The organism is Pseudomonas sp. MF08831, assembly GCF_059862645.1.
The window spans coordinates 257,407-275,991 of sequence record NZ_JCBCUX010000002.1 but is presented as its reverse complement, the minus strand read 5'-3'; the positions used below and the strand labels follow the sequence as shown (position 1 = coordinate 275,991).

The window sequence follows — 18,585 nt, the reverse complement described above, 5'->3', positions numbered from 1 at the left end:
TTTTAAGGGAATGGCCGGAGTCTAAGTGCGCCAATAGAGGCTGGATAGCAAGATTGATCTAAGTGATGGAAGGGCAGAACAAGGGCCGAAGGTGGGGTGCGGTCAGTGTGGGAGCTGGCTTGCCTGCGATGAGGCCGTGCCAGCCGACATTTCTGTCACTGACTCGCCGCTATCGCAGGCAAGCCAGCTCCCACATTTTTACTGCATTTAGCCAGTTAACCGATGGTCATCAGGCTGGCGTTACCGCCCGCCGCAGCGGTGTTAACACTCAACGCCCGCTCGATCACCAGACGCTCCAGCGCAATCGCCGTCTCACCTTGCGACAAACCATGCACCCCGACAATCGCACCACCACGCTGCGCCACTTGCTGGCACACCGCACGCAATTGGTCGGAATCACCGTGGTGCAGGACGGCGTCGAATACCACCTCATCCTTGGTCCAGTCAGCCACGCGCTTGATCTTCGCCTGAACTTCCCTCGGCAGGCGTGGGAACACAGCTTTAGTCAGGTCAGTTTCCGGCCATACCGCCGAACCGCCGACGGCCAATACTGCCGCCAGTTGCGTCAGCAGATCACCTTCCACGTCCGCCAGACACAGCACGTGCTCGCGGGGCAGGATTGCGTAGCTGTTGCGCTCGCCGGTCGGGCCGGCCAGTTGGCGGGTGATACCGCTTTGCGACTGCGCGGCGAACTGGCTGCACAGGGCGCTCAGTTCGCTGAACTTGCTGCTGTCGGCCCAGGTTTTCAGGGCGGTCAGCGGTTGGCTCATGGCATCGCGCAGACGCACGTCCGGCGCGGTCAGCTTGTCGCCACGCACGAAGGATTGTTCGATCGCATCGGTAGGACGAGTCGACAGCAGACGGTACAGGTACAGCGGCCCACCGGCTTTCGGACCAGTGCCCGACAGGCCTTCGCCGCCGAAGGGCTGCACGCCAACCACGGCGCCCACGATGTTGCGGTTCACATAGACGTTACCGGCGTGAACATTGTCGATCACCTTGGCGATGGTCTCATCGATGCGGGTGTGCACGCCCAGCGTCAGGCCGTAGCCGGAGGCATTGATCTGCGCAATGAGCTGGTCGATCTCTTTACGCTTGTAACGCACCACGTGCAGCACCGGGCCGAAGATCTCGCGTTGCAGTTCGTCGAAGCTTTCGAGTTCGATCAGGGTGGGCATCACGAAGGTGCCGCGCTTGATCTCTTCGCCGTCGGCAATCGCCACTTGGTACACATTGCGGCCTTTATCGCGCATGGCCTGGATGTGTTTTTCGATGCCAGCCTTGGCTTCGGCGTCGATCACCGGGCCGATGTCTACCGACAGGCGCTCCGGGTTGCCCAGACGGCATTCAGCCATGGCGCCCTTGAGCATTTCGATCACACGGTCTGCCGAATCTTCCTGCAGGCACAGAACGCGCAGGGCCGAGCAGCGCTGGCCGGCGCTGTCGAAGGCCGAGGACACAACGTCGATGACCACTTGCTCGGTCAGCGCCGAAGAGTCGACGATCATTGCGTTCTGGCCACCGGTTTCGGCGATCAGCGGAATTGGGCGGCCCTGGGCATCCAGGCGACCGGCGACGCTGCGTTGCAGCAGGCGCGCCACTTCGGTGGAACCGGTGAACATCACGCCTTTGACGCGATCATCACCCACCAGGCGGGCACCGACGCTTTCCCCCTGGCCCGGCAGCAGTTGCAGCACGCCTTCCGGAATACCGGCTTCGAGCAACATGCGCACGGCTTGTGCCGCCACCAGCGGGGTTTGCTCGGCAGGCTTGGCCAATACCGGGTTACCGGCAGCCAGTGCCGCAGCCACTTGACCGCTGAAGATTGCCAGCGGGAAGTTCCACGGGCTGATGCACACCACGGGGCCCAATGGGCGGTGGGCGTCGTTGGTGAAATCGTTACGGGCCTGTACCGCGTAGTAGCGCAGGAAGTCCACGGCTTCGCGCACTTCGGCGATGGCGTTGGCGAAGGTCTTGCCGGCCTCGCGGGCCAGCAGGCCCATCAGCGGCTGGATCTCGCCTTCCATCAAGTCGGCGGCACGCTCCAGGATCGCGGCGCGCTCGGCGGGCGGGGTGGCCTGCCAGATCGGGCCGGCATTGATCGCGCATTGAATGGCGTTGTCGACGTCTTCGACGGTGGCTTCCTGTACATGGCCGACCACGTCACGCAGGTCGGAGGGGTTCAGCACAGGTGCGGCCGGCTCATTGCTGGAGGCGCAGCCCAGCATCGGCGCGGCTTTCCAGTCGTTGTGCGCGGTGGCCAGCAGCGCGCAAGACAGCGACGCCAAGCGGTGTTCGTTGGCCAGGTCGATACCGGCCGAGTTGGCGCGGTCGCTGCCATACAGGTCACGCGGCAGTGGAATACGCGGGTGCGGCAGGCCGAAGCCGCCTTCCAGCGTGGCCATCTGCTCGATGCTGGCCACTGGGTCGGCCACCAGTTCCTGGATCGAAATAGTGTGGTCGGCGATACGGTTGACGAACGAGGTGTTGGCGCCGTTTTCCAGCAGGCGACGCACCAGGTAAGCCAGCAATGTTTCGTGGGTACCGACCGGGGCGTACACGCGGCACGGACGGTTCAGCTTGCCCTCGGAAACTTTGCCTACAACCTGCTCGTACAGCGGCTCGCCCATGCCGTGCAGGCATTGGAACTCGTACTGGCCGGGGTAATAGTTCTGGCCGGCGATGTGGTAAATGGCCGACAGGGTGTGGGCGTTGTGCGTGGCGAACTGCGGGTAGATGGCTTCCGGCACCGACAGCAGTTTGCGTGCGCAGGCAATGTAGGAAACGTCGGTGTACACCTTGCGGGTGTACACCGGGTAGCCTTCCAGGCCTTCAACTTGAGCGCGCTTGATCTCGCTGTCCCAGTACGCGCCTTTTACCAGGCGGATCATCAGGCGATGGCGGCTGCGGCGGGCCAGGTCGATGACGTAGTCGATCACATACGGGCAGCGTTTCTGATAGGCCTGGATCACGAAACCGATGCCGTTCCAACCGGTCAGTTGCGGCTCGAAGCACAGGCGTTCGAGCAGGTCGAGCGACAGCTCCAGGCGGTCGGCTTCTTCGGCGTCGATGTTCAGGCCGATGTCGTATTGCTTGGCCAGCAAGGTCAGCGACAGCAGGCGCGGGTACAGCTCGTCCATCACACGCTCGTATTGCGCACGGCTGTAACGCGGGTGCAGTGCCGAGAGCTTGATGGAAATGCCCGGGCCTTCATAAATCCCACGGCCGTGAGAGGCTTTGCCGATGGAGTGAATGGCTTGTTCGTACGAGGCCAGGTACTTCTGGGCGTCGTGTTCGGTCAGCGCGGCTTCGCCGAGCATGTCGTAGGAATAGCGGAAACCCTTGGCTTCGAACTTGCTCGCATTGGCCAGGGCTTCGGCGATGGTTTCGCCGGTGACGAACTGCTCGCCCATCAGGCGCATGGCCATGTCGACGCCCTTGCGGATCATCGGCTCGCCGCTCTTGCCGATGATGCGGCTCAGGGACGAGGTGAGGCCGGCTTCATTGTGCGTGGCGACCAGTTTGCCGGTCAGCAGCAGGCCCCACGTGGCGGCGTTGACGAACAGCGACGGGCTGTTGCCCAGATGGGGCTGCCAGTTGCCGGTGCTGATTTTGTCGCGGATCAGTGCATCGCGCGTGCCCTTGTCCGGGATGCGCAGCAGCGCTTCGGCCAGGCACATCAGGGCCACGCCTTCCTGGGACGACAGGGAAAATTCTTGCAGCAGGCCTTGAACAATACCGGCACGGCCGCCGGCGCTCTTTTGATTGCGCAACTTCTCGGCAATCGAGGCGGCCAGCTTGTTGGTGGCTTCGGCCATCTGCTGCGGCAGGCGGGCCTGCTCGATCAGCATCGGTACCACTTCCGGTTCCGGGCGGCGGTAGGCGGCGGTGATCGAGGCGCGCAGTACGGACTGCGGCAGGATGCTTTCGGCGAACTCCAGGAAGCACTGGTGGGCGTGGTCTGGCTGAATTTCTCCAGCGTCCTCCGCGTCCTTGCTGCCCAAGCCATTAATCTCGTTCAGGGTTGCACCACCCTCCAGTTTCTCCAGGTAATTGAAAATCGCCTGCTTGATCAGCCAGTGCGGCGTGCGATCAATGGAGGTCGCGGCGGCCTTGAGGCGTTCGCGGGTCGGGTCGTCGAGTTTGACCCCAAGGGTGGTCGTTGCCATCTTTTTATCCTCATGGGTGCCACTACTGCGTGGCATCTGCTGGCGGCAAGATTAGCTTTGCGCATGCAGAGGTGCAACCGGGTGCAACCCAAATTGTTCAGGAAATTTTTGATCGTGATCGGGAAAAAATCCGGCCTTCAACAGAATCCGCTCTCCCTTGGTGCGTTTGCTTCTGAGGTCGGCCGTTCTTGCTCCGAAAAGGAGCAAAAAACCGTTGTTTGAGCGTAAACACGCCCAGGTGCAACTTATTCTCAAGAAACTGGTTGCACCTTATTTGCTTTGTTGAATAGCATTCGCGCCCAAGGTGCAACCGCCTGCAAGGTTCGGTTCATCGGCTGGCGGCTTTCCTGGGGAAACGCCAGTCATAAATGCGCGGCACGCAGTCTCGTCTATCCGCTTATCAACGGGTGGCCGTCTGACACAGACCGTCGCTACATAAAAACAAAGCCAGGGCGTCACTCTTATGAGCGTTAGTAATCCCACCCTGATCACATTTGTGATCTACATCGCAGCAATGGTGTTGATCGGCTTCATGGCCTATCGCTCCACCAACAACCTCTCTGACTACATCCTCGGCGGTCGCAGCCTCGGCAGCGTGGTCACCGCATTGTCCGCCGGTGCTTCCGATATGAGCGGCTGGTTGTTGATGGGCCTGCCGGGCGCCATCTATATGTCCGGTCTGTCGGAAAGCTGGATCGCCATCGGCTTGATCGTCGGCGCGTACCTGAATTGGTTGTTCGTGGCCGGTCGCCTGCGGGTGCAAACCGAACACAACGGCGACGCCCTGACGCTGCCGGATTACTTCTCCAGCCGTTTCGAAGACAAAAGCGGCCTGCTGCGAATCATCTCTGCGGTGGTGATCCTGGTGTTCTTTACCATTTATTGCGCTTCCGGCATCGTGGCCGGCGCCCGTCTGTTTGAAAGCACCTTCGGCATGTCCTACGAGACCGCGCTGTGGGCCGGTGCTGCCGCGACAATTGCCTACACCTTCGTCGGTGGTTTCCTGGCGGTCAGCTGGACAGATACTGTACAAGCCACGCTGATGATCTTTGCGCTGATCCTGACGCCGATCATCGTGTTGCTGGCCACCGGAGGTATCGACACCACGTTCCTGGCGATCGAAGCCAAGAACCCTGACAACTTCAACATGCTGAAAAACACCACCTTCATCGGCATCATTTCGCTGATGGGCTGGGGCCTGGGTTACTTCGGCCAGCCGCACATCCTCGCGCGGTTCATGGCGGCGGATTCGGTGAAGTCGATTGCCAAGGCGCGTCGCATCTCCATGACCTGGATGATCCTGTGCCTGGGCGGCACCGTGGCGGTGGGCTTCTTCGGCATCGCTTACTTCTCGGCGCACCCGGAAGTGGCCGGCCCGGTCAACGAGAACCACGAACGTGTGTTCATCGAACTGGCCAAACTGCTGTTCAATCCATGGATCGCGGGCGTGCTGTTGTCGGCCATTCTGGCTGCCGTCATGAGCACCCTGAGCTGCCAACTGCTGGTGTGCTCGAGCGCGCTGACCGAAGACTTCTACAAAACCTTCCTGCGCAAAAACGCCTCCCAGGTTGAGCTGGTGTGGGTCGGCCGCGCGATGGTGCTGCTGGTTGCCCTGATCGCGATTGCCATGGCAGCCAACCCGAACAACCGCGTACTGGGCCTGGTGAGCTACGCCTGGGCCGGTTTCGGCGCCGCGTTCGGGCCTGTGGTGCTGATCTCGGTGATCTGGAAACAGATGACGCGCAACGGCGCACTGGCCGGCATCCTGGTCGGCGCGGTCACTGTGATTGTGTGGAAGCACTTCGAGTTGCTGGGCCTGTACGAAATCATCCCAGGCTTTATCTTCGCCAGCCTGGCGATCTACTTCGTCAGCAAGCTGGGCGCACCGACTGCCGGTATGGTCGAGCGTTTTGACGCGGCGGAAAAAGACTACAACCTCAACAAATAATTCGTCGGGTGATAAGCGCCCGTTGAATTAGAAAAAGGCCCGCGTCCTACGGATGGCGGGCCTTTTTTTGCGTGTGATTCGGGTTGGTCCGAAGAAGATTCTGATGCGAGCGTGTAGGGATTTACTGATTTGTCTGGGGCGTGCTCAGCAGGGCGCACCCGTAGTGCAGAATCGGCCGCCTACCCTTCGCAGAGAAACACCGGATGTTCGCTCCTGCCAATCAAAGTGCGTTTAACCTGACCCTGGATGGGGTTGCCAGCGACCTCAAGGTCTACAGCTTCCAGGGTGAGGAGGCGCTGAGTCGGCCTTACTGTATCGACCTTGAACTGGTCAGCGAACAGCCCGATCTCGATTTGGAAAGCTTGCTGCATCGCCAGGCCTATCTGGGGTTCGATGAGCAGGGGCATGGTGTGCATGGCCTGGTCTATCGAGTCGGGCAGGGCGAGTCGGGGCGGCGCCTGACGCGTTATCAGATCCGTCTTGTGCCGCATCTGCAGTACCTGGCGCACAGCAGTCATCAGCGTATTTTTCAGCACAAGAGTGTGCCGCAGATTGTGGCGCTGGTGTTGGTCGGGCAAGGCATCCTGAGCGACCGCTTTGAGTTTCGCCTGAGCGGTACTTATCCACTGCGCGAGTACTGCGTGCAGTTCGGCGAGACTGATCTGGCGTTCATTCAACGTCTGTGCGCCGAGGTGGGCATCCACTACCACTTCCAGCATTCGCCCGATGGGCACCTGCTGGTATTCGGTGATGATCAGACGGTGTTCGCCCGGGCCGAACAGCCCACTCCCTACAGCCCCGGTTCCGGGATGGTGGCGGCGACTCCGGCGATCAAGCGCTTTGCGATGCAACTGGAAACCCGCGCAACAGGGATAAACCTGCGCGATTATGATTTTCGTAAGCCGCGCCTGACGCTGGAAAGTGCCGTGGCTGGCGAGCAGCTTCCGAGCCTTGAAATGCAGCAGTATCCCGGCCACTTTTCCGATCGCCCCCATGGCAAATACCTTGCGCAGCGAGGCTTGGAGCGCCTGCGCACGGACTCGAGAGCCGCCCGGGGTGAAGGCGATGATCCTGCCTTGGCCAGTGGTCGGTTCCTCAGGCTTGGCGGGCACCCGCGAGAAAGCTGGAATGATTTGTGGCTGGTCACCCAGGTTTCCCATCAGGGCAAACAACCCCAGGTGCTGGAAGAGGCTGTTACCGAGGCTTCAGGTGAGGGTTTACGTCAGGGTTATCACAACACGTTTATCGCCGTGCCATGGGATGTGATTTTCCGCCCACCCTTGTCTGAATTTCCGCGCCCGAGCATCGGCGGTTATCAACACGCGGTGGTTACCGGGCCTGCCGACAGCGAAATCCATTGCGACGAATACGGTCGGGTCAAGGTGCAACTGGCCTGGGACCGTGACGGGCAACACAACGAGCACTCCAGCTGCTGGCTGCGTGTCGCCAGTGGCTGGGCGCATGATCGTTACGGCTCGGTGCTGATACCCAGAGTCGGTATGGAAGTGCTGGTGGGATTCGCCAATGGTGACCTGGACATGCCACTGGTGATGGGCTGCCTGCCCAACGCGGCAACGCCGGTGCCCCTCGATCTGCCAGCGGACAAGACCCGCAGTATCTTTCGCAGCCAGAGCAGCCCGGGCGGTGGCGGCTACAACGAGCTGCGCATTGAGGACCGCAAAGGCGCCGAGGAAATCTACTTGCGTGCCCAGCGTGACTGGACCCAGCACGTGCTGAATGACCAGCAGGTGCAGGTCGATAACGGGCGCCGGGTGAAGGTGGGCGGCGAGTCGCATCACGAGCTGCAAGGCGCAGAGCAGCGCATTACCCATGGCAATCGCCTCACCGAACTCAAGCAGGATGACCACCTGACGGTTGGCGGTTCGCAGCAGATGCGTGCAGGTCGCACCATCCAGATCGGAGCGGGGCAGAGCATCGTCATCGACGCCGGTGCGAGCGTGACAATCCAGGCCGGAGGGCAGTCGATCACGCTGTCGGCGGGTGGGATTTTCAGCAGCGTGCCGATCCAGCTTGGCGGCGCGCCGGCTGCCGCGACTGCGCCGTTAATGCCGGGAATAAAGGAAAAGCTGCTGGCGGTTGTTCCTGCCCCGTTAAGCCGCGTGCAAGTGGCCAGCCTGAAACGTAGTGCACCTTTTTGCGAAGAGTGCGAGCGCTGCAAGAACGGCCAGTGCGACCTCCCGCAGCATGGGAATAAAGGTCCGGGACCCTCTGCCGGGAAAGCTGCTGGCGTCGAGCCGGGGTTTCATATCGTGCAGCGCGCAATGTCTCGGGATGCCTTGGAAAAGTCGCTGTTCGAATCGCCCAGTGCGATCGTGCTGGAGCGGTTTCGCAGCCTCAATCCACAACTCACGCAGTACGCCAGGCCGGGGCAAATGCTCGTCCTCAGCGACCCGCCTAACAGCCAATGCACGCGTGAAGAGGCATTGCTGATGGAGGCGGCGAAAGAAGTGAACGATGCACTGACGCCGATGAGCGATGACGAGGCGGCGTTTATGGTTGAGCACCAGCAAGAGGTTGGTGCTTTTTTGGCGCAGAGTTGATGGCGTTGGGGGTGGGATCAAGCATGGTGGAAAATCATTTAACGCGGACCACGTCCGTCCTCGTGGATCTTGAAAAGTTGCACGTCAAAACCTTCCAGGCTCAGGGCAATTTGCAAGGTGCAGAATTTTTCGCTAAACGTCAGAAGCTGTTAACTCAACTGGATAACAGCCTCGGGCCTCTGGTACGCAAAGGAGTTGGCATTGCCGATCACCCAAAGCTCAAAAAAGCATTGGGGATTTCCAGTCGTAGTTTGGTTCATCATTGGAGCAAAGCGGGTGTGTCAGGTGGGATTCCTGGATATGCGACACATATTCAAAGTGTCGCGCGGGCGAGTCAGTATATGAAGGTCGGCGGGTTTATCGGTATTGGGCTAGGGGGATCAGCGTCCGCATTGAAGGTGAAGGAAACGTGTCGAGTTGAAAGTAAAGATAATTGTCAAAGAGTGAAATATACAGAAGGAGGGAATTTTGTCGGGAGCGCCGCGGTTGGCTGGTTAGGTGGTGCTTCCGCAGCAGCGGGTGCAGGAACAGTGTGTGTTGCTATAGGTGCAGGTACTGCGGGTTTAGGAGGTATTTTATGTATTTTGGTTATTGTAGGTGCAGGCACTGCTGCCGGTGGCGCCGTTGGTGCGCTTGCTGGAGAGAGGGTCGGAGATTTTATTTATGAGGTGGGGAAGTAATGAAGGGTGAATTTTACGCATTTTATATGTGGTGCTGGTTAGGCGTATTTGTGTTCATTTTTTTTACATTTTTGGTTCAAGTTTATTTTTCTTACTCTAAAGTTAATGAAATATTGGAATGCCTAGGTGAGTCAAATAGTGTATTGGGTCGTCAATTTCTTCTTGGGGACGGGGTTTTCAGTAGGTCTTTTTTTGTACTGTCGATTGCGGGGGTGCTTGTGTTTCCTGAAACGCATATAAAAGACGGCGAGTTTACTCGTGAGGAGTTTGAAAGCGTTCCTTATCGGCTTAGATTTCAACTAAAAGCACTGGTGTACGTTTTGTTTGTTTTGGTTGGGGTTTGCATCGCTTTATTGTGTATGGGTGAGTATATGGGTTGGCTTAATGAACATTCTTAAACGCTCGGTTATTCGCCGCTTGTTTTGCCATATTTTGTGGTGAAGGAGCATTATTTTATGCTAATGCAGTCCATACCCTGCACATGGCTATTCCACTCCCCGATTCAAACAGCCGAAAAACTCTTCGTCATTTTCAGCAGCGCCAGCGCCGCGAGGCCTTTGGACGCTTGGCGAACCCTTTCAGCCGGTCTACCGCCCCATCCCATCTGGGCAGGCACGGTTTACAGCGAATGGAGGGAAGTGGGCCATATGTGTCAGTATTGGCTTTGCTACCGTCGGGGTGGGTGGGGCGGTTTGCGCTGTTGTAGTCGGGGGGTGGGATCTACTGTAGGGGGTAACGCATTTTTAAAAGTGGGTGAAACTATTGGGGAAGTTGTTTATAAGGTTGTCCGATGATAAGTGACTCGGAAATCATTTTTTTGATGTCCTCCTTAGGCTTGTTTTTGTCCGGTATTTTTATTGTTGGTATTTGGTTTTATATGGTTTTTTTTAGAATGTCAGAAATTGTCAGATGTTTGGGGCGATCATTAGTTGTTCAAAATAGGAGCTCGCTTTTGAACGCTGGCCTGGTCGGTAAGTTTCATATTCTAAGTGGTGTCTCGGGTGTGTTGGTTTTTCCTCAAAAATCAATTGAAAGAGGTGAACTTGACCCGGATGACTATGGGCGGTTTCCGAAGCTCTTAAAGTTTTGGATTGTATCCTCTGCGACAGCAGCAATTGTGCTCACATTAGGTGGTGTGCTGATGGCCTTGGTAATTAATTTTCTAGGGTGGCCTACCTAGAGTACTTAAAATTTTATCGCGTAGCGATAAAATTTACTGAGTCAATTGAATAACTGTCTCGGACCTCTCGTGCGTAAAGGCGTTGGCAAGTGTAAGTGCATTGTCTGGCAATGGGGGCGAAAAGTTAGGCGAAAATATCTATGAGGTTGTACATTGGCTCATGGGGGGTTGTGACATGTTTAGCTTTGTTGCCTCAACTTTGTCCTTTGAAGGTGCAAGAATTATTTGCTGAAGCTTAATGGTTGCGTGTTTTTTTATTTATTTTGACTGTTTCTGTGTGGGCTTTGTAACTTTCTTATTTTAAAAAGGGAAAGATACGGAAGAACTTAAGGCGTAGTTGGTATGTTATAAGTTCGGATGGAAGTGTCGGTTGGGATCCTATAAGTAGATCGTGGGCGATAAGGGCTGTGATCGGTGCTTTCGCATTTCCCGCACACTCTATAAAACACGGATGTCTTAGTGCTGAGGACTACGCTGAGTTTCCGAAGATGCTCAAATTTATTTTGAAAAGTCTAGGTGTCTGTTCAGTGGCCTCCGTCCTTGGCATTTTTATTCTGCTTGTAATAGGAGAGCTTGTGGGGTGGGAGGATGTTGATTGGCTCTAGATTAGGCGAGAGCTTTTCAAAATGAAATTGTTGACGCTTTGTTTGTGGCAGAAATTGTTTTGAACGACGAATCATTGCTTGCGTCCTCCTTTGAATGGAATGTATCTAATGCCGAATCAGTTGTTACCAAAAACTTGGTTAACCCATTGTCCCCTTCGGACGACTGAGAATGCGTTCGTCATTCTTAGTAACGCCAGCGACGCAAAGCCGGTAGATGTCTGGCGAAAAATGGCAGCTGGCATGCCGCCCCAGCCCGTCTGGGCAAGCACGGCCTATGCTGAGTGGACTGAGGTCATGCCTTACGTCGCCATCATCGAGCCCGAAAGCCCATTCCTCGACTGGATAGCAACCACCGAATCTACGGACTGGGGTTGGCTGGCCGTATCGTCCAGCCCACTGGAAACAGTGGTCGCGCACCTGCGAAGCTTGACCAAGGTGCTGTTGCCCGAGGGGCAGGAAGTGTTTTTGCGCTTCTGGGATGGCGGTCAATTTCTGCCGATTGTGCAAAACATCGGCGATGAGGCGGGGAAGGTGTTGCCGGTATTTCAGCGTTACCTGATCAACGGCCAACCGCTAACGGTTGCGACTGGCCCGGTCACTGCCGCCAACACCAGCCCATGGTGGCAAGTGACTGCCTCGTTGCTGGAGCATCTGGCAGAGCAGTCCCCCCACGTGCTGATCGACAACTTGCTGCAATGGCTCGAAGAGCAGCGCCCCGACCTGCAGACCGCTTTCAAGCCTGCGATCTTGCGCCACAAGGTAGCCTGCTTTGCGCGCGGGGCGGATGTCAGCCATGGGGCGCTTGCCGACTATCTGGCCTCAGAGTTGAGTTGACGCAGCGCCTGCTGGAAACAGTCATCGGTGTGAGGGGTGGTTGTGGCGAGCAGGCTTGCCCTGCGTCGGGCTGCGTAGCGGCCCCAAAACCTGTCAATGAGTTCTGGCAAAAAAAGAACGCGGTGATCGTATCAGGGCTGCTGCGCAGCCCAACGCGAGGCGAGCCCGCTCGCCACACTCTGCCCCTTTGCGCCTGTAGAAGGTAAACTTCGCCCCCTGCGCAGGAGCAACCATGAATTATCGTCACGCCTTTCACGCCGGCAACCACGCCGATGTCTTCAAACACCTGACCTTGACCCGCCTCATCGCCCTGATGTCGCGCAAGGAGCAGCCGTTCGCCTACCTCGACACCCACGCCGGGATCGGGCTGTACGACCTGCAAGGTGATCAGGCCAACCGCACCGGTGAATACCTGGAAGGCATTGCGCGCCTGTGGGGCGAGAGCGACCTGCCGCCGCTGACCGACGACTACATGCGCGTGTTGCATGAGATGAACCCGGATGGCCAGTTGCGCTACTACCCGGGCTCGCCGGAGCTGGCGCGCCGCCTTACGCGGCTTCAGGACCGTGTGCTGCTGAATGAAAAACACCCGGAAGATGGCGTGCTGCTCAAGGACAACATGAAGGGCGATCGCCGCGTCAAAGTGCACTTGGGCGAAGGCTGGCATGTGCCACGCGCCTTGCTGCCGGTGCCGGAAAAACGTGCGTTGATGCTGATCGATCCGCCGTTCGAAAAGCTCGACGAGATGCAGCGCTGCGCAGCGTCCCTCAAGGAGGCGGTCAGCCGCATGCGCCAGACCGTTGCGGCGATCTGGTACCCGGTGAAAGACCAGCGCATGTTGCGCCGCTTCTACCAGGACCTGGCCGGCACGGGTGCGCCGAAGTTGCTGCGGGTGGAGTTGCTGGTGCATCCGCTGGACACGCCCAACACCCTGACCGGCTCGGGCCTGGCGATTGCCAATCCGCCGTGGGGTTTGGAAGAGGAGTTGCGTGAGCTGCTGCCGTGGCTGTCCAAGAAACTTGGCCAGACCCAGGGTGGGTGGCAGATGGATTGGCTCATCGCTGAGTAATCAGATCTCAAGCCAAGCACAAAACTAAATGTGGGTGCGGGCTTGCTCGCGAAAGCGGAGTGTCAGTTAACAGATATGTCGACTGGTATACCGCATTCGCGAGCAAGCCCGCTCCCACATTTTTTGATCTGCGTTGTGCTTAGATCGGGCAGGTCACGCCTGTGCCGCCGATCCCGCAATAGCCCTGCGGGTTCTTCGCCAGGTATTGCTGGTGATACGCCTCGGCGAAGTACACCGTCGGTGCCTCTTCGATTTCTGTGGTGATGGTGCCCAGGCCGGCCTTGGTCAGTTCGCCCTGATACGCCTCGGCGCTGGCCTTGGCCGCTTCCAGGTGCTCAGGCTTCACCGCGTAGATCACCGAACGGTACTGGCTGCCGATGTCGTTGCCCTGGCGCATGCCCTGGGTCGGGTTGTGCAGCTCCCAGAACATTTTCAGCAGCTCTTCGTAGCTGATCTTGTCTTGGTCGAACACCACCAGTACCACTTCGCTATGGCCGGTCAGGCCCGAGCAAACTTCTTCGTAAGTTGGGTTCGGCGTGTAGCCGCCGGCGTAGCCGACCACGGTGCTGACCACACCGTCGCGCTGCCAGAACCGGCGTTCGGCACCCCAGAAACAACCGAGACCGAAGATCGCGAACTCGACGTTGTCGACAAAGGGGCCGAGCAGCGGGTTGCCGTTGACGAAATGCGTCTCTGGCAGTGCCATCGGGGTTTCACGGCCAGGCAAAGCTTGTTCTTGAGTGGGCAACACGTTTTTGTTCACCAGAATTTCCGAGCGCAAGACCATGATCAGTCCTCTCGTCAGGTTGAGTTAGCGGTAAAGATTCAGACAGCCAGTGTGCCCGAGTGTTACAGCGCTGTCAGGCGATTGGCCCGCGCGGGTAACGTTTAAGCTTCTCGAGCAGCTCTGAACCGGGGATCGGCCGGTCGAACAAATAGCCCTGGCCCACATCGCAACGATGCCGGCGCAGGAAGGCCAGTTGCTCGGAGGTTTCGACGCCCTCGGCCACCACTTTGAGCTTGAGGTTGTGGGCCATGGCGATCACTGCCGAGGTGATTTCCATGTCGTCCTGGTTGTCCGGGATTTCGTGGATAAAGCTGCGATCGATCTTGATGATGTCGATGGGGAATTTCTTCAGGTAGCTCAGCGACGAATAGCCGGTGCCGAAGTCATCCATGGCCAGGGTCAGCCCAAAGCTCTTCAGCTGGTCCAGCTGAAGGCGCGTGTCTTCGGTGGCTTCCAGCAGCAAACCTTCGGTCAGCTCCAGCTCCAGCAGGTTCGCGGGCAACTGTTCTTCCTTGAGGATGGTGGCAATCGAGGCCACCAGGTCCGGATCGGAGAATTGCTTGGGCGACAGGTTGATCGCCACCTGCAAATTGCCCATGCCGGCGGCGCTCAATTGCTTGCTCATGCGGCAGGCCTGGCGCGCGATCCATTTGCCGATGGGGATGATCAGCCCGGTTTCTTCCGCCACGCTGATGAACTGGTCGGGACGGATCATGCCCTTTTCCGGGTGGTTCCAGCGCAACAGTGCTTCCATGCCCAGCAGCCGGCCGCTGCGCAGGCACAGCTTGGGCTGGTAGAACACGTCCAACTCGTTTTGGGTCAGGGCGCGGCGCAGGTTGTTTTCCACGAACAGTTTGTAACTGGCCTCGGCGTTCAGCGCCTCGGTAAACACCTGTACCTGGTGTTTGCCGTTGGCCTTGGCCTTGTGCAGGGCCAGCCCGGCGTTACGCATCAGGGTTTGCGGGTCGCGACCGTGCAGCGGCGCACAGGCCAGGCCCACGGAGCCGGTGACGCTGATCAGTTGGTTGTCGACAAACATCGGTTTGTCGAGGGTTGCCAGCAACTGGCTGGCAACCTGTTGGCCACTCTCCAGGTCGGTGTCGTCGAGCAACACCGCGAACTCGTTACTGGCAAACCGCGCCAGGCTGCCACTGGCACTCAGGCTGTTGCGCAGGCGCCGGGCCAGGCTGATCAGCAACTTGTCGCCGGTCTGGTGGCCGAGGCTGTCGTTGATCCGCTTGAAATTGTCGATGTCCACCAGCAACAGGCTGATCGGGCTGTCGCTGTCGCGCGCGAAGCGCTCATCCAGGTTGCGGATAAACGCCGGGCGGTTGCCCAGGTTGGTCAAGTTGTCGGTGTAGGCCAGGCGCTCGATGCGCTGCTGGGCCAGCTTGGTCTGGGTGATGTCTTCGTAGATGCCGATGTAGTGCGTCAACTCACGGTTGTCGCCATACACCTTGGAAATCGACAGCTGGCCCCAGTAGGGTTCGAGGTTTTTGCGTCGGCTCTTGAACTCACCCTGCCAGCTGTTGCTTTTGGCCAGGCTCGACGGTGCATCGAAGAGCAACTCGCTGAGGTTTTCCAGGGCCGGCAACTGTGCCAGTCGATGGCCGTGGACTTCTTCGGCGCTGTACTGGGTGATCGCGGTAAAGCTTGGGTTGACGTACTCGACCACGCCGTCGCAATTGACCAGCAAAAACGCGTTGGCGCTTTGCTCCACAGCCCGCTGGAACAAGTGCAGCGCGCTGGTGGCGGTGCGCCGGTTGTGGTTGTTGATCACTTGCGCGAACTGGTCCGCCAGCTCGCCGGCGAAGGCGATCTCATCCGCCTGCCAGGCACGCGAGCTGCCGCTTTGTTCCAGGCACAGCACACCGATGACTTGGCCGTCCACACGGATGCTCGCGTCGAGCATCGCGTGCACGTCCTTGGCGCGCAGGCTTTCGGCCATTTCCCGGGTGCGCGGGTCGCGCAACGCGTGGGTGGCGTCGATCGCGCGGCTCGAGTGCAGGGCTTCCAGGTAGTCCGGGAAGCCGCTGGCGTCGATCGCTTCAGGCAAGTGATGCTGTTGGTCGTCGCGGTGGTACGCCGAAATCGGCACCAGGCGCTGGCCTTCAAGGTTCCAGATGCTCGCGCAATCGATCTGGTAGATGTCGCACGCGCTGCGGGTGATCAGCTCGGCGGCTTCCTGCAGCGAGTTGGGCGTGGTGTAGCGCTGGCGTGCCAGCAGCAGGATCAGCTCCTGTTGGGCGCGCACACGCTCCAGATGCTGCAACTGTTCCTGCTGGGCACGCTGGTTGAGTTCCAGGGCGATCTGCAGGCGGCTGTTCTGGTTTTCCAGGTCTGCGGTCGGGGCGGCAGTGGGGATTTCGCTGAACAGCCCGTCAACCACCATCAGGTAGCCGCGCAGCAGGTGACGATTGTGTTGTTTGTAGGCCTCGCCCATCTCCAGCAGGCTCAAAGGCCCGTCGCTGGTATGCAAGGTGTAGCGCACCAGGTAATGCGGGCTCTGGGTCAGTTGTTGCTGGATGGCGTCGTGCAGTTGGTAGCGCGCCTGCGGTTCCATCAGGCTCGCATAGGGCGTGCCGACCAGGGCGCACAGCTCAACCGCCGGCAGACCAAATTGGCGCTCGCAATTGGGGTCGAGGTACAGCAGCGCCCAGCTTGCCTCATTAAGCCGTTCGAAACGCAGCATGCCGAGGCGCGAAGGCACCGGTAACTGCGTCACTACCTCGGCCGCCATACGGGCGACATCGGGTTGGCTTTTCATGGGGAAACTCGCTTGGAAAAATGCGCACGGCGCCGGGCTCACGCCCTCTTTACTGTCGCCTGCGGCAAGGTTGCATCATGCAGCACGCACTGACAAGAGAGGATGAAGGCTAAGTGCTATATGGCTGTTATCGGCCGCGGGAGCGGTTTCTACAATCCAGGTGATGGGTGGCGCATTGACGCAGGCGCTACGCCCCTTGCCCCGACAAAAAAGCAGGCCAAAAAAAGCCCCGCCAGTTGGCGGGGTTGAGGTACGAGCGTGGCGCTCGGAAATCGGTGCAGCCGGGCCTCCCCGGTGAAAGGGAGGCCCGTTTGAGGCTTACAGCAGGATGGTGCGGATGTCGTTCAGCAGTTGGCTCAGACGCTGCGTGAAGCGTGCAGCGGCGGCGCCGTTGATCACACGGTGATCGTAGGACAACGACAGCGGCAGCATCAGCTTCGGCTGGAACGCTTTACCGTCCCACACAGGCTGGATAGTGGCCTTGGACACACCCAGGATCGCCACTTCCGGCGCGTTGACGATTGGCGTGAAGCCAGTGCCGCCAATGTGCCCGAGGCTGGAGATGGTGAAGCAGGCGCCCTGCATATCGTCTGCGGTCAGCTTCTTGTCACGGGCCTTGGCGGCCAGTGCAGCAGCTTCAGCAGCCAGTTGCAGCAGGCTCTTCTGATCAACGTTCTTGATCACAGGCACCAGCAGGCCGTCCGGGGTATCAACTGCAAAACCGATGTGCACGTATTTCTTGCGAATAATCGCTTTACCGCTTGGCGCCAGCGAACTGTTGAAGTCCGGCAGTTCCTTGAGCAGGTGCGCGCAGGCCTTGAGCAGCAGAGGCAGCACGGTCAGTTTCACGCCAGCTTTCTCGGCCACGGCTTTCTGCGCAACGCGGAAAGCTTCCAGGTCGGTGATGTCGGCCTGGTCGAACTGGGTCACGTGCGGAATGTTCAGCCAGCTGCGGTGCAGGCTCGACGCGCCGATTTGCATCAGGCGAGTCATCGGCACTTCTTCGGTTTCGCCGAAGCGGCTGAAGTCCACGACCGGGATCGGCGGAATACCAGCGCCACCGGTAGCAGCGCCGGCAGCCGGAGCTTCCTTGGCCTTCTGCATCATGGCCTTGACGTAAACCTGCACGTCTTCCTTGAGCACGCGACCGTGCGGGCCGGTGGCCGACACAGCGTTCAACTCAACGCCGAACTCACGGGCCAGCTGACGCACGGCTGGGCCGGCGTGAACCTTAGCACCGCTTGGCGCAGGTGCGGCAGCAGCAGGGGCCGGAGCGGCCTCGGCTTTTGCAGCAGGTGCAGGGGCGGCAGCAGCCGGAGCCGGAGCCGCGTCAGCTTTTGCAGCAGGAGCGGCCGCAGCCGGTGCTGGAGCAGCAGCCGGCGCAGCGCCTTGTACTTTCAGCTTGAGGATGAAGTCGCCAGTGCCGACTTCGTCTTCGAGCTTGACCGCGATGCTTTCCACCACGCCGGCCGCCGGCGATGGGATTTCCATGGAGGCCTTGTCGGACTCCAGGGTGATCAGCGACTGGTCGGCTTCGACGGTGTCGCCGACTTTGACCAGCAGCTCGATGATCTTGGCCTTGCCCGACGAGCCGATGTCCGGGACGTGAATGTCCTGAACAGAGGCCTCAGCCGGAGCAGCGGCCGGGGCTGCAGGCGCCTCGGCAGCGGCGGCAGGCTTTTCAGCAGCCGGTGCGGGTGCTGCAGCGGCAGCAGGCGCTGGCGCAGGGGCCGCGTCAGCGGCACCTTCGATTTCCAGTTCCAGCAGTTCGTCGCCTTCTTTCAGGCGGTCGCCCAGCTTCACTTTCAGGCTTTTGACCACGCCGGCCTTGGGAGCAGGGATTTCCATGCTCGCCTTGTCCGATTCCAGGGTCAGGATGCTCTGGTCGGCTTCGACGGTGTCGCCGACCTTCACAAACAGCTCGATTACTTCACCTTCACCGCTGCCGATGTCAGGTACGCGAATGAGTTCGCTCACAAAAAATC

The 18,585-nt window shown here is 59.1% G+C and carries 11 protein-coding genes and 1 pseudogene; 7 read left to right on the top strand and 5 right to left on the bottom strand.

Going from position 1 to position 18,585, the window contains the following annotated elements:
- Nucleotides 1-215: 215 nt before the first annotated feature.
- Nucleotides 216-4,169 carry a trifunctional transcriptional regulator/proline dehydrogenase/L-glutamate gamma-semialdehyde dehydrogenase gene (putA, locus tag AC19YS_RS04580; protein ID WP_119738005.1) on the bottom strand — a complete coding sequence of 1,318 codons (3,954 nt, stop codon included), beginning with the start codon at nucleotides 4,167-4,169 and terminating at the stop codon, nucleotides 216-218.
- Between the two features lie 463 nt (nucleotides 4,170-4,632).
- Here putA and putP point away from each other — a divergent pair, with 463 nt between their 5' ends.
- The 5 genes and pseudogenes from putP to AC19YS_RS04555 all read left to right on the top strand — a co-directional run bounded on the left by putP (nucleotide 4,633) and on the right by AC19YS_RS04555 (nucleotide 10,538).
- Nucleotides 4,633-6,117: a sodium/proline symporter PutP gene (gene putP, locus AC19YS_RS04575; RefSeq protein WP_106577565.1), complete on the top strand. Its 1,485-nt coding sequence runs from the start codon at nucleotides 4,633-4,635 to the stop codon at nucleotides 6,115-6,117.
- A gap of 203 nt (nucleotides 6,118-6,320) precedes the next feature.
- Nucleotides 6,321-8,324, top strand: a pseudogene (locus tag AC19YS_RS04570) (type VI secretion system Vgr family protein); the annotation flags it as partial.
- Between the two features lie 416 nt (nucleotides 8,325-8,740).
- Entirely contained in the window at nucleotides 8,741-9,358 is a 618-nt protein-coding gene (locus AC19YS_RS04565; protein WP_500601049.1) for a hypothetical protein, read from the top strand.
- The gene (locus tag AC19YS_RS04560; protein ID WP_500601047.1) at nucleotides 9,358-9,756 is read left to right on the top strand and encodes a hypothetical protein; all 399 of its coding nucleotides are present in this window, start codon (nucleotides 9,358-9,360) and stop codon (nucleotides 9,754-9,756) included. Before AC19YS_RS04565 ends, AC19YS_RS04560 begins: the two co-directional genes overlap by 1 nt.
- A gap of 392 nt (nucleotides 9,757-10,148) precedes the next feature.
- Nucleotides 10,149-10,538 (top strand): hypothetical protein, encoded by a 390-nt coding sequence (locus AC19YS_RS04555; RefSeq protein WP_500601045.1) that lies wholly within the window; start codon nucleotides 10,149-10,151, stop codon nucleotides 10,536-10,538.
- A gap of 524 nt (nucleotides 10,539-11,062) precedes the next feature.
- Here AC19YS_RS04555 and AC19YS_RS04550 read toward each other — a convergent pair.
- Complete coding sequence (locus tag AC19YS_RS04550) at nucleotides 11,063-11,218, bottom strand: hypothetical protein (RefSeq protein ID WP_200624006.1); 156 nt, start codon at nucleotides 11,216-11,218, stop codon at nucleotides 11,063-11,065.
- A 33-nt stretch (nucleotides 11,219-11,251) separates the two neighbouring features.
- On the opposite strand from AC19YS_RS04550, the gene AC19YS_RS04545 reads away from it, so the two are divergent.
- Together AC19YS_RS04545 and AC19YS_RS04540 are read left to right on the top strand one after the other, a co-directional pair.
- Complete coding sequence (locus AC19YS_RS04545; RefSeq protein ID WP_500601043.1) at nucleotides 11,252-11,977, top strand: DUF4123 domain-containing protein; 726 nt, start codon at nucleotides 11,252-11,254, stop codon at nucleotides 11,975-11,977.
- A gap of 232 nt (nucleotides 11,978-12,209) precedes the next feature.
- A complete protein-coding gene (locus AC19YS_RS04540) occupies nucleotides 12,210-13,046 on the top strand; it encodes a 23S rRNA (adenine(2030)-N(6))-methyltransferase RlmJ (protein WP_500601041.1) in 837 nt (278 codons plus the stop codon).
- A gap of 139 nt (nucleotides 13,047-13,185) precedes the next feature.
- Here the strand turns inward: AC19YS_RS04540 and msrA are convergent, their stop codons facing one another.
- The 3 genes from msrA to aceF all read right to left on the bottom strand — a co-directional run bounded on the left by msrA (nucleotide 13,186) and on the right by aceF (nucleotide 18,577).
- The gene (msrA, locus tag AC19YS_RS04535) at nucleotides 13,186-13,833 is read right to left on the bottom strand and encodes a peptide-methionine (S)-S-oxide reductase MsrA (RefSeq protein ID WP_106577569.1); all 648 of its coding nucleotides are present in this window, start codon (nucleotides 13,831-13,833) and stop codon (nucleotides 13,186-13,188) included.
- Between the two features lie 73 nt (nucleotides 13,834-13,906).
- The gene (locus tag AC19YS_RS04530) at nucleotides 13,907-16,600 is read right to left on the bottom strand and encodes a putative bifunctional diguanylate cyclase/phosphodiesterase (protein WP_124416259.1); all 2,694 of its coding nucleotides are present in this window, start codon (nucleotides 16,598-16,600) and stop codon (nucleotides 13,907-13,909) included.
- Nucleotides 16,601-16,918: 318 nt separating this feature from the next.
- On the bottom strand, nucleotides 16,919-18,577 hold the full coding sequence (gene aceF / locus AC19YS_RS04525) for a dihydrolipoyllysine-residue acetyltransferase (RefSeq protein ID WP_119737998.1): 1,659 nt from the start codon (nucleotides 18,575-18,577) through the stop codon (nucleotides 16,919-16,921).
- Between the last annotated feature and the right edge of the window lie 8 nt (nucleotides 18,578-18,585).

Excerpts from the sequence above, each read along its gene's own strand:
- AC19YS_RS04545 (WP_500601043.1), top strand. The coding sequence starts at position 11,252 with ATGCCGAATCAGTTGTTACCAAAAACTTGGTTAACCCATTGTCCCCTT.
- AC19YS_RS04550 (WP_200624006.1), bottom strand. The coding sequence starts at position 11,218 with ATGATTCGTCGTTCAAAACAATTTCTGCCACAAACAAAGCGTCAACAA.
- AC19YS_RS04555 (WP_500601045.1), top strand. The coding sequence starts at position 10,149 with ATGATAAGTGACTCGGAAATCATTTTTTTGATGTCCTCCTTAGGCTTG.
- AC19YS_RS04560 (WP_500601047.1), top strand. The coding sequence starts at position 9,358 with ATGAAGGGTGAATTTTACGCATTTTATATGTGGTGCTGGTTAGGCGTA.
- putP (WP_106577565.1), top strand. The coding sequence starts at position 4,633 with ATGAGCGTTAGTAATCCCACCCTGATCACATTTGTGATCTACATCGCA.
- AC19YS_RS04530 (WP_124416259.1), bottom strand. The coding sequence starts at position 16,600 with ATGAAAAGCCAACCCGATGTCGCCCGTATGGCGGCCGAGGTAGTGACG.
- putA (WP_119738005.1), bottom strand. The coding sequence starts at position 4,169 with ATGGCAACGACCACCCTTGGGGTCAAACTCGACGACCCGACCCGCGAA.
- AC19YS_RS04540 (WP_500601041.1), top strand. The coding sequence starts at position 12,210 with ATGAATTATCGTCACGCCTTTCACGCCGGCAACCACGCCGATGTCTTC.
- msrA (WP_106577569.1), bottom strand. The coding sequence starts at position 13,833 with ATGGTCTTGCGCTCGGAAATTCTGGTGAACAAAAACGTGTTGCCCACT.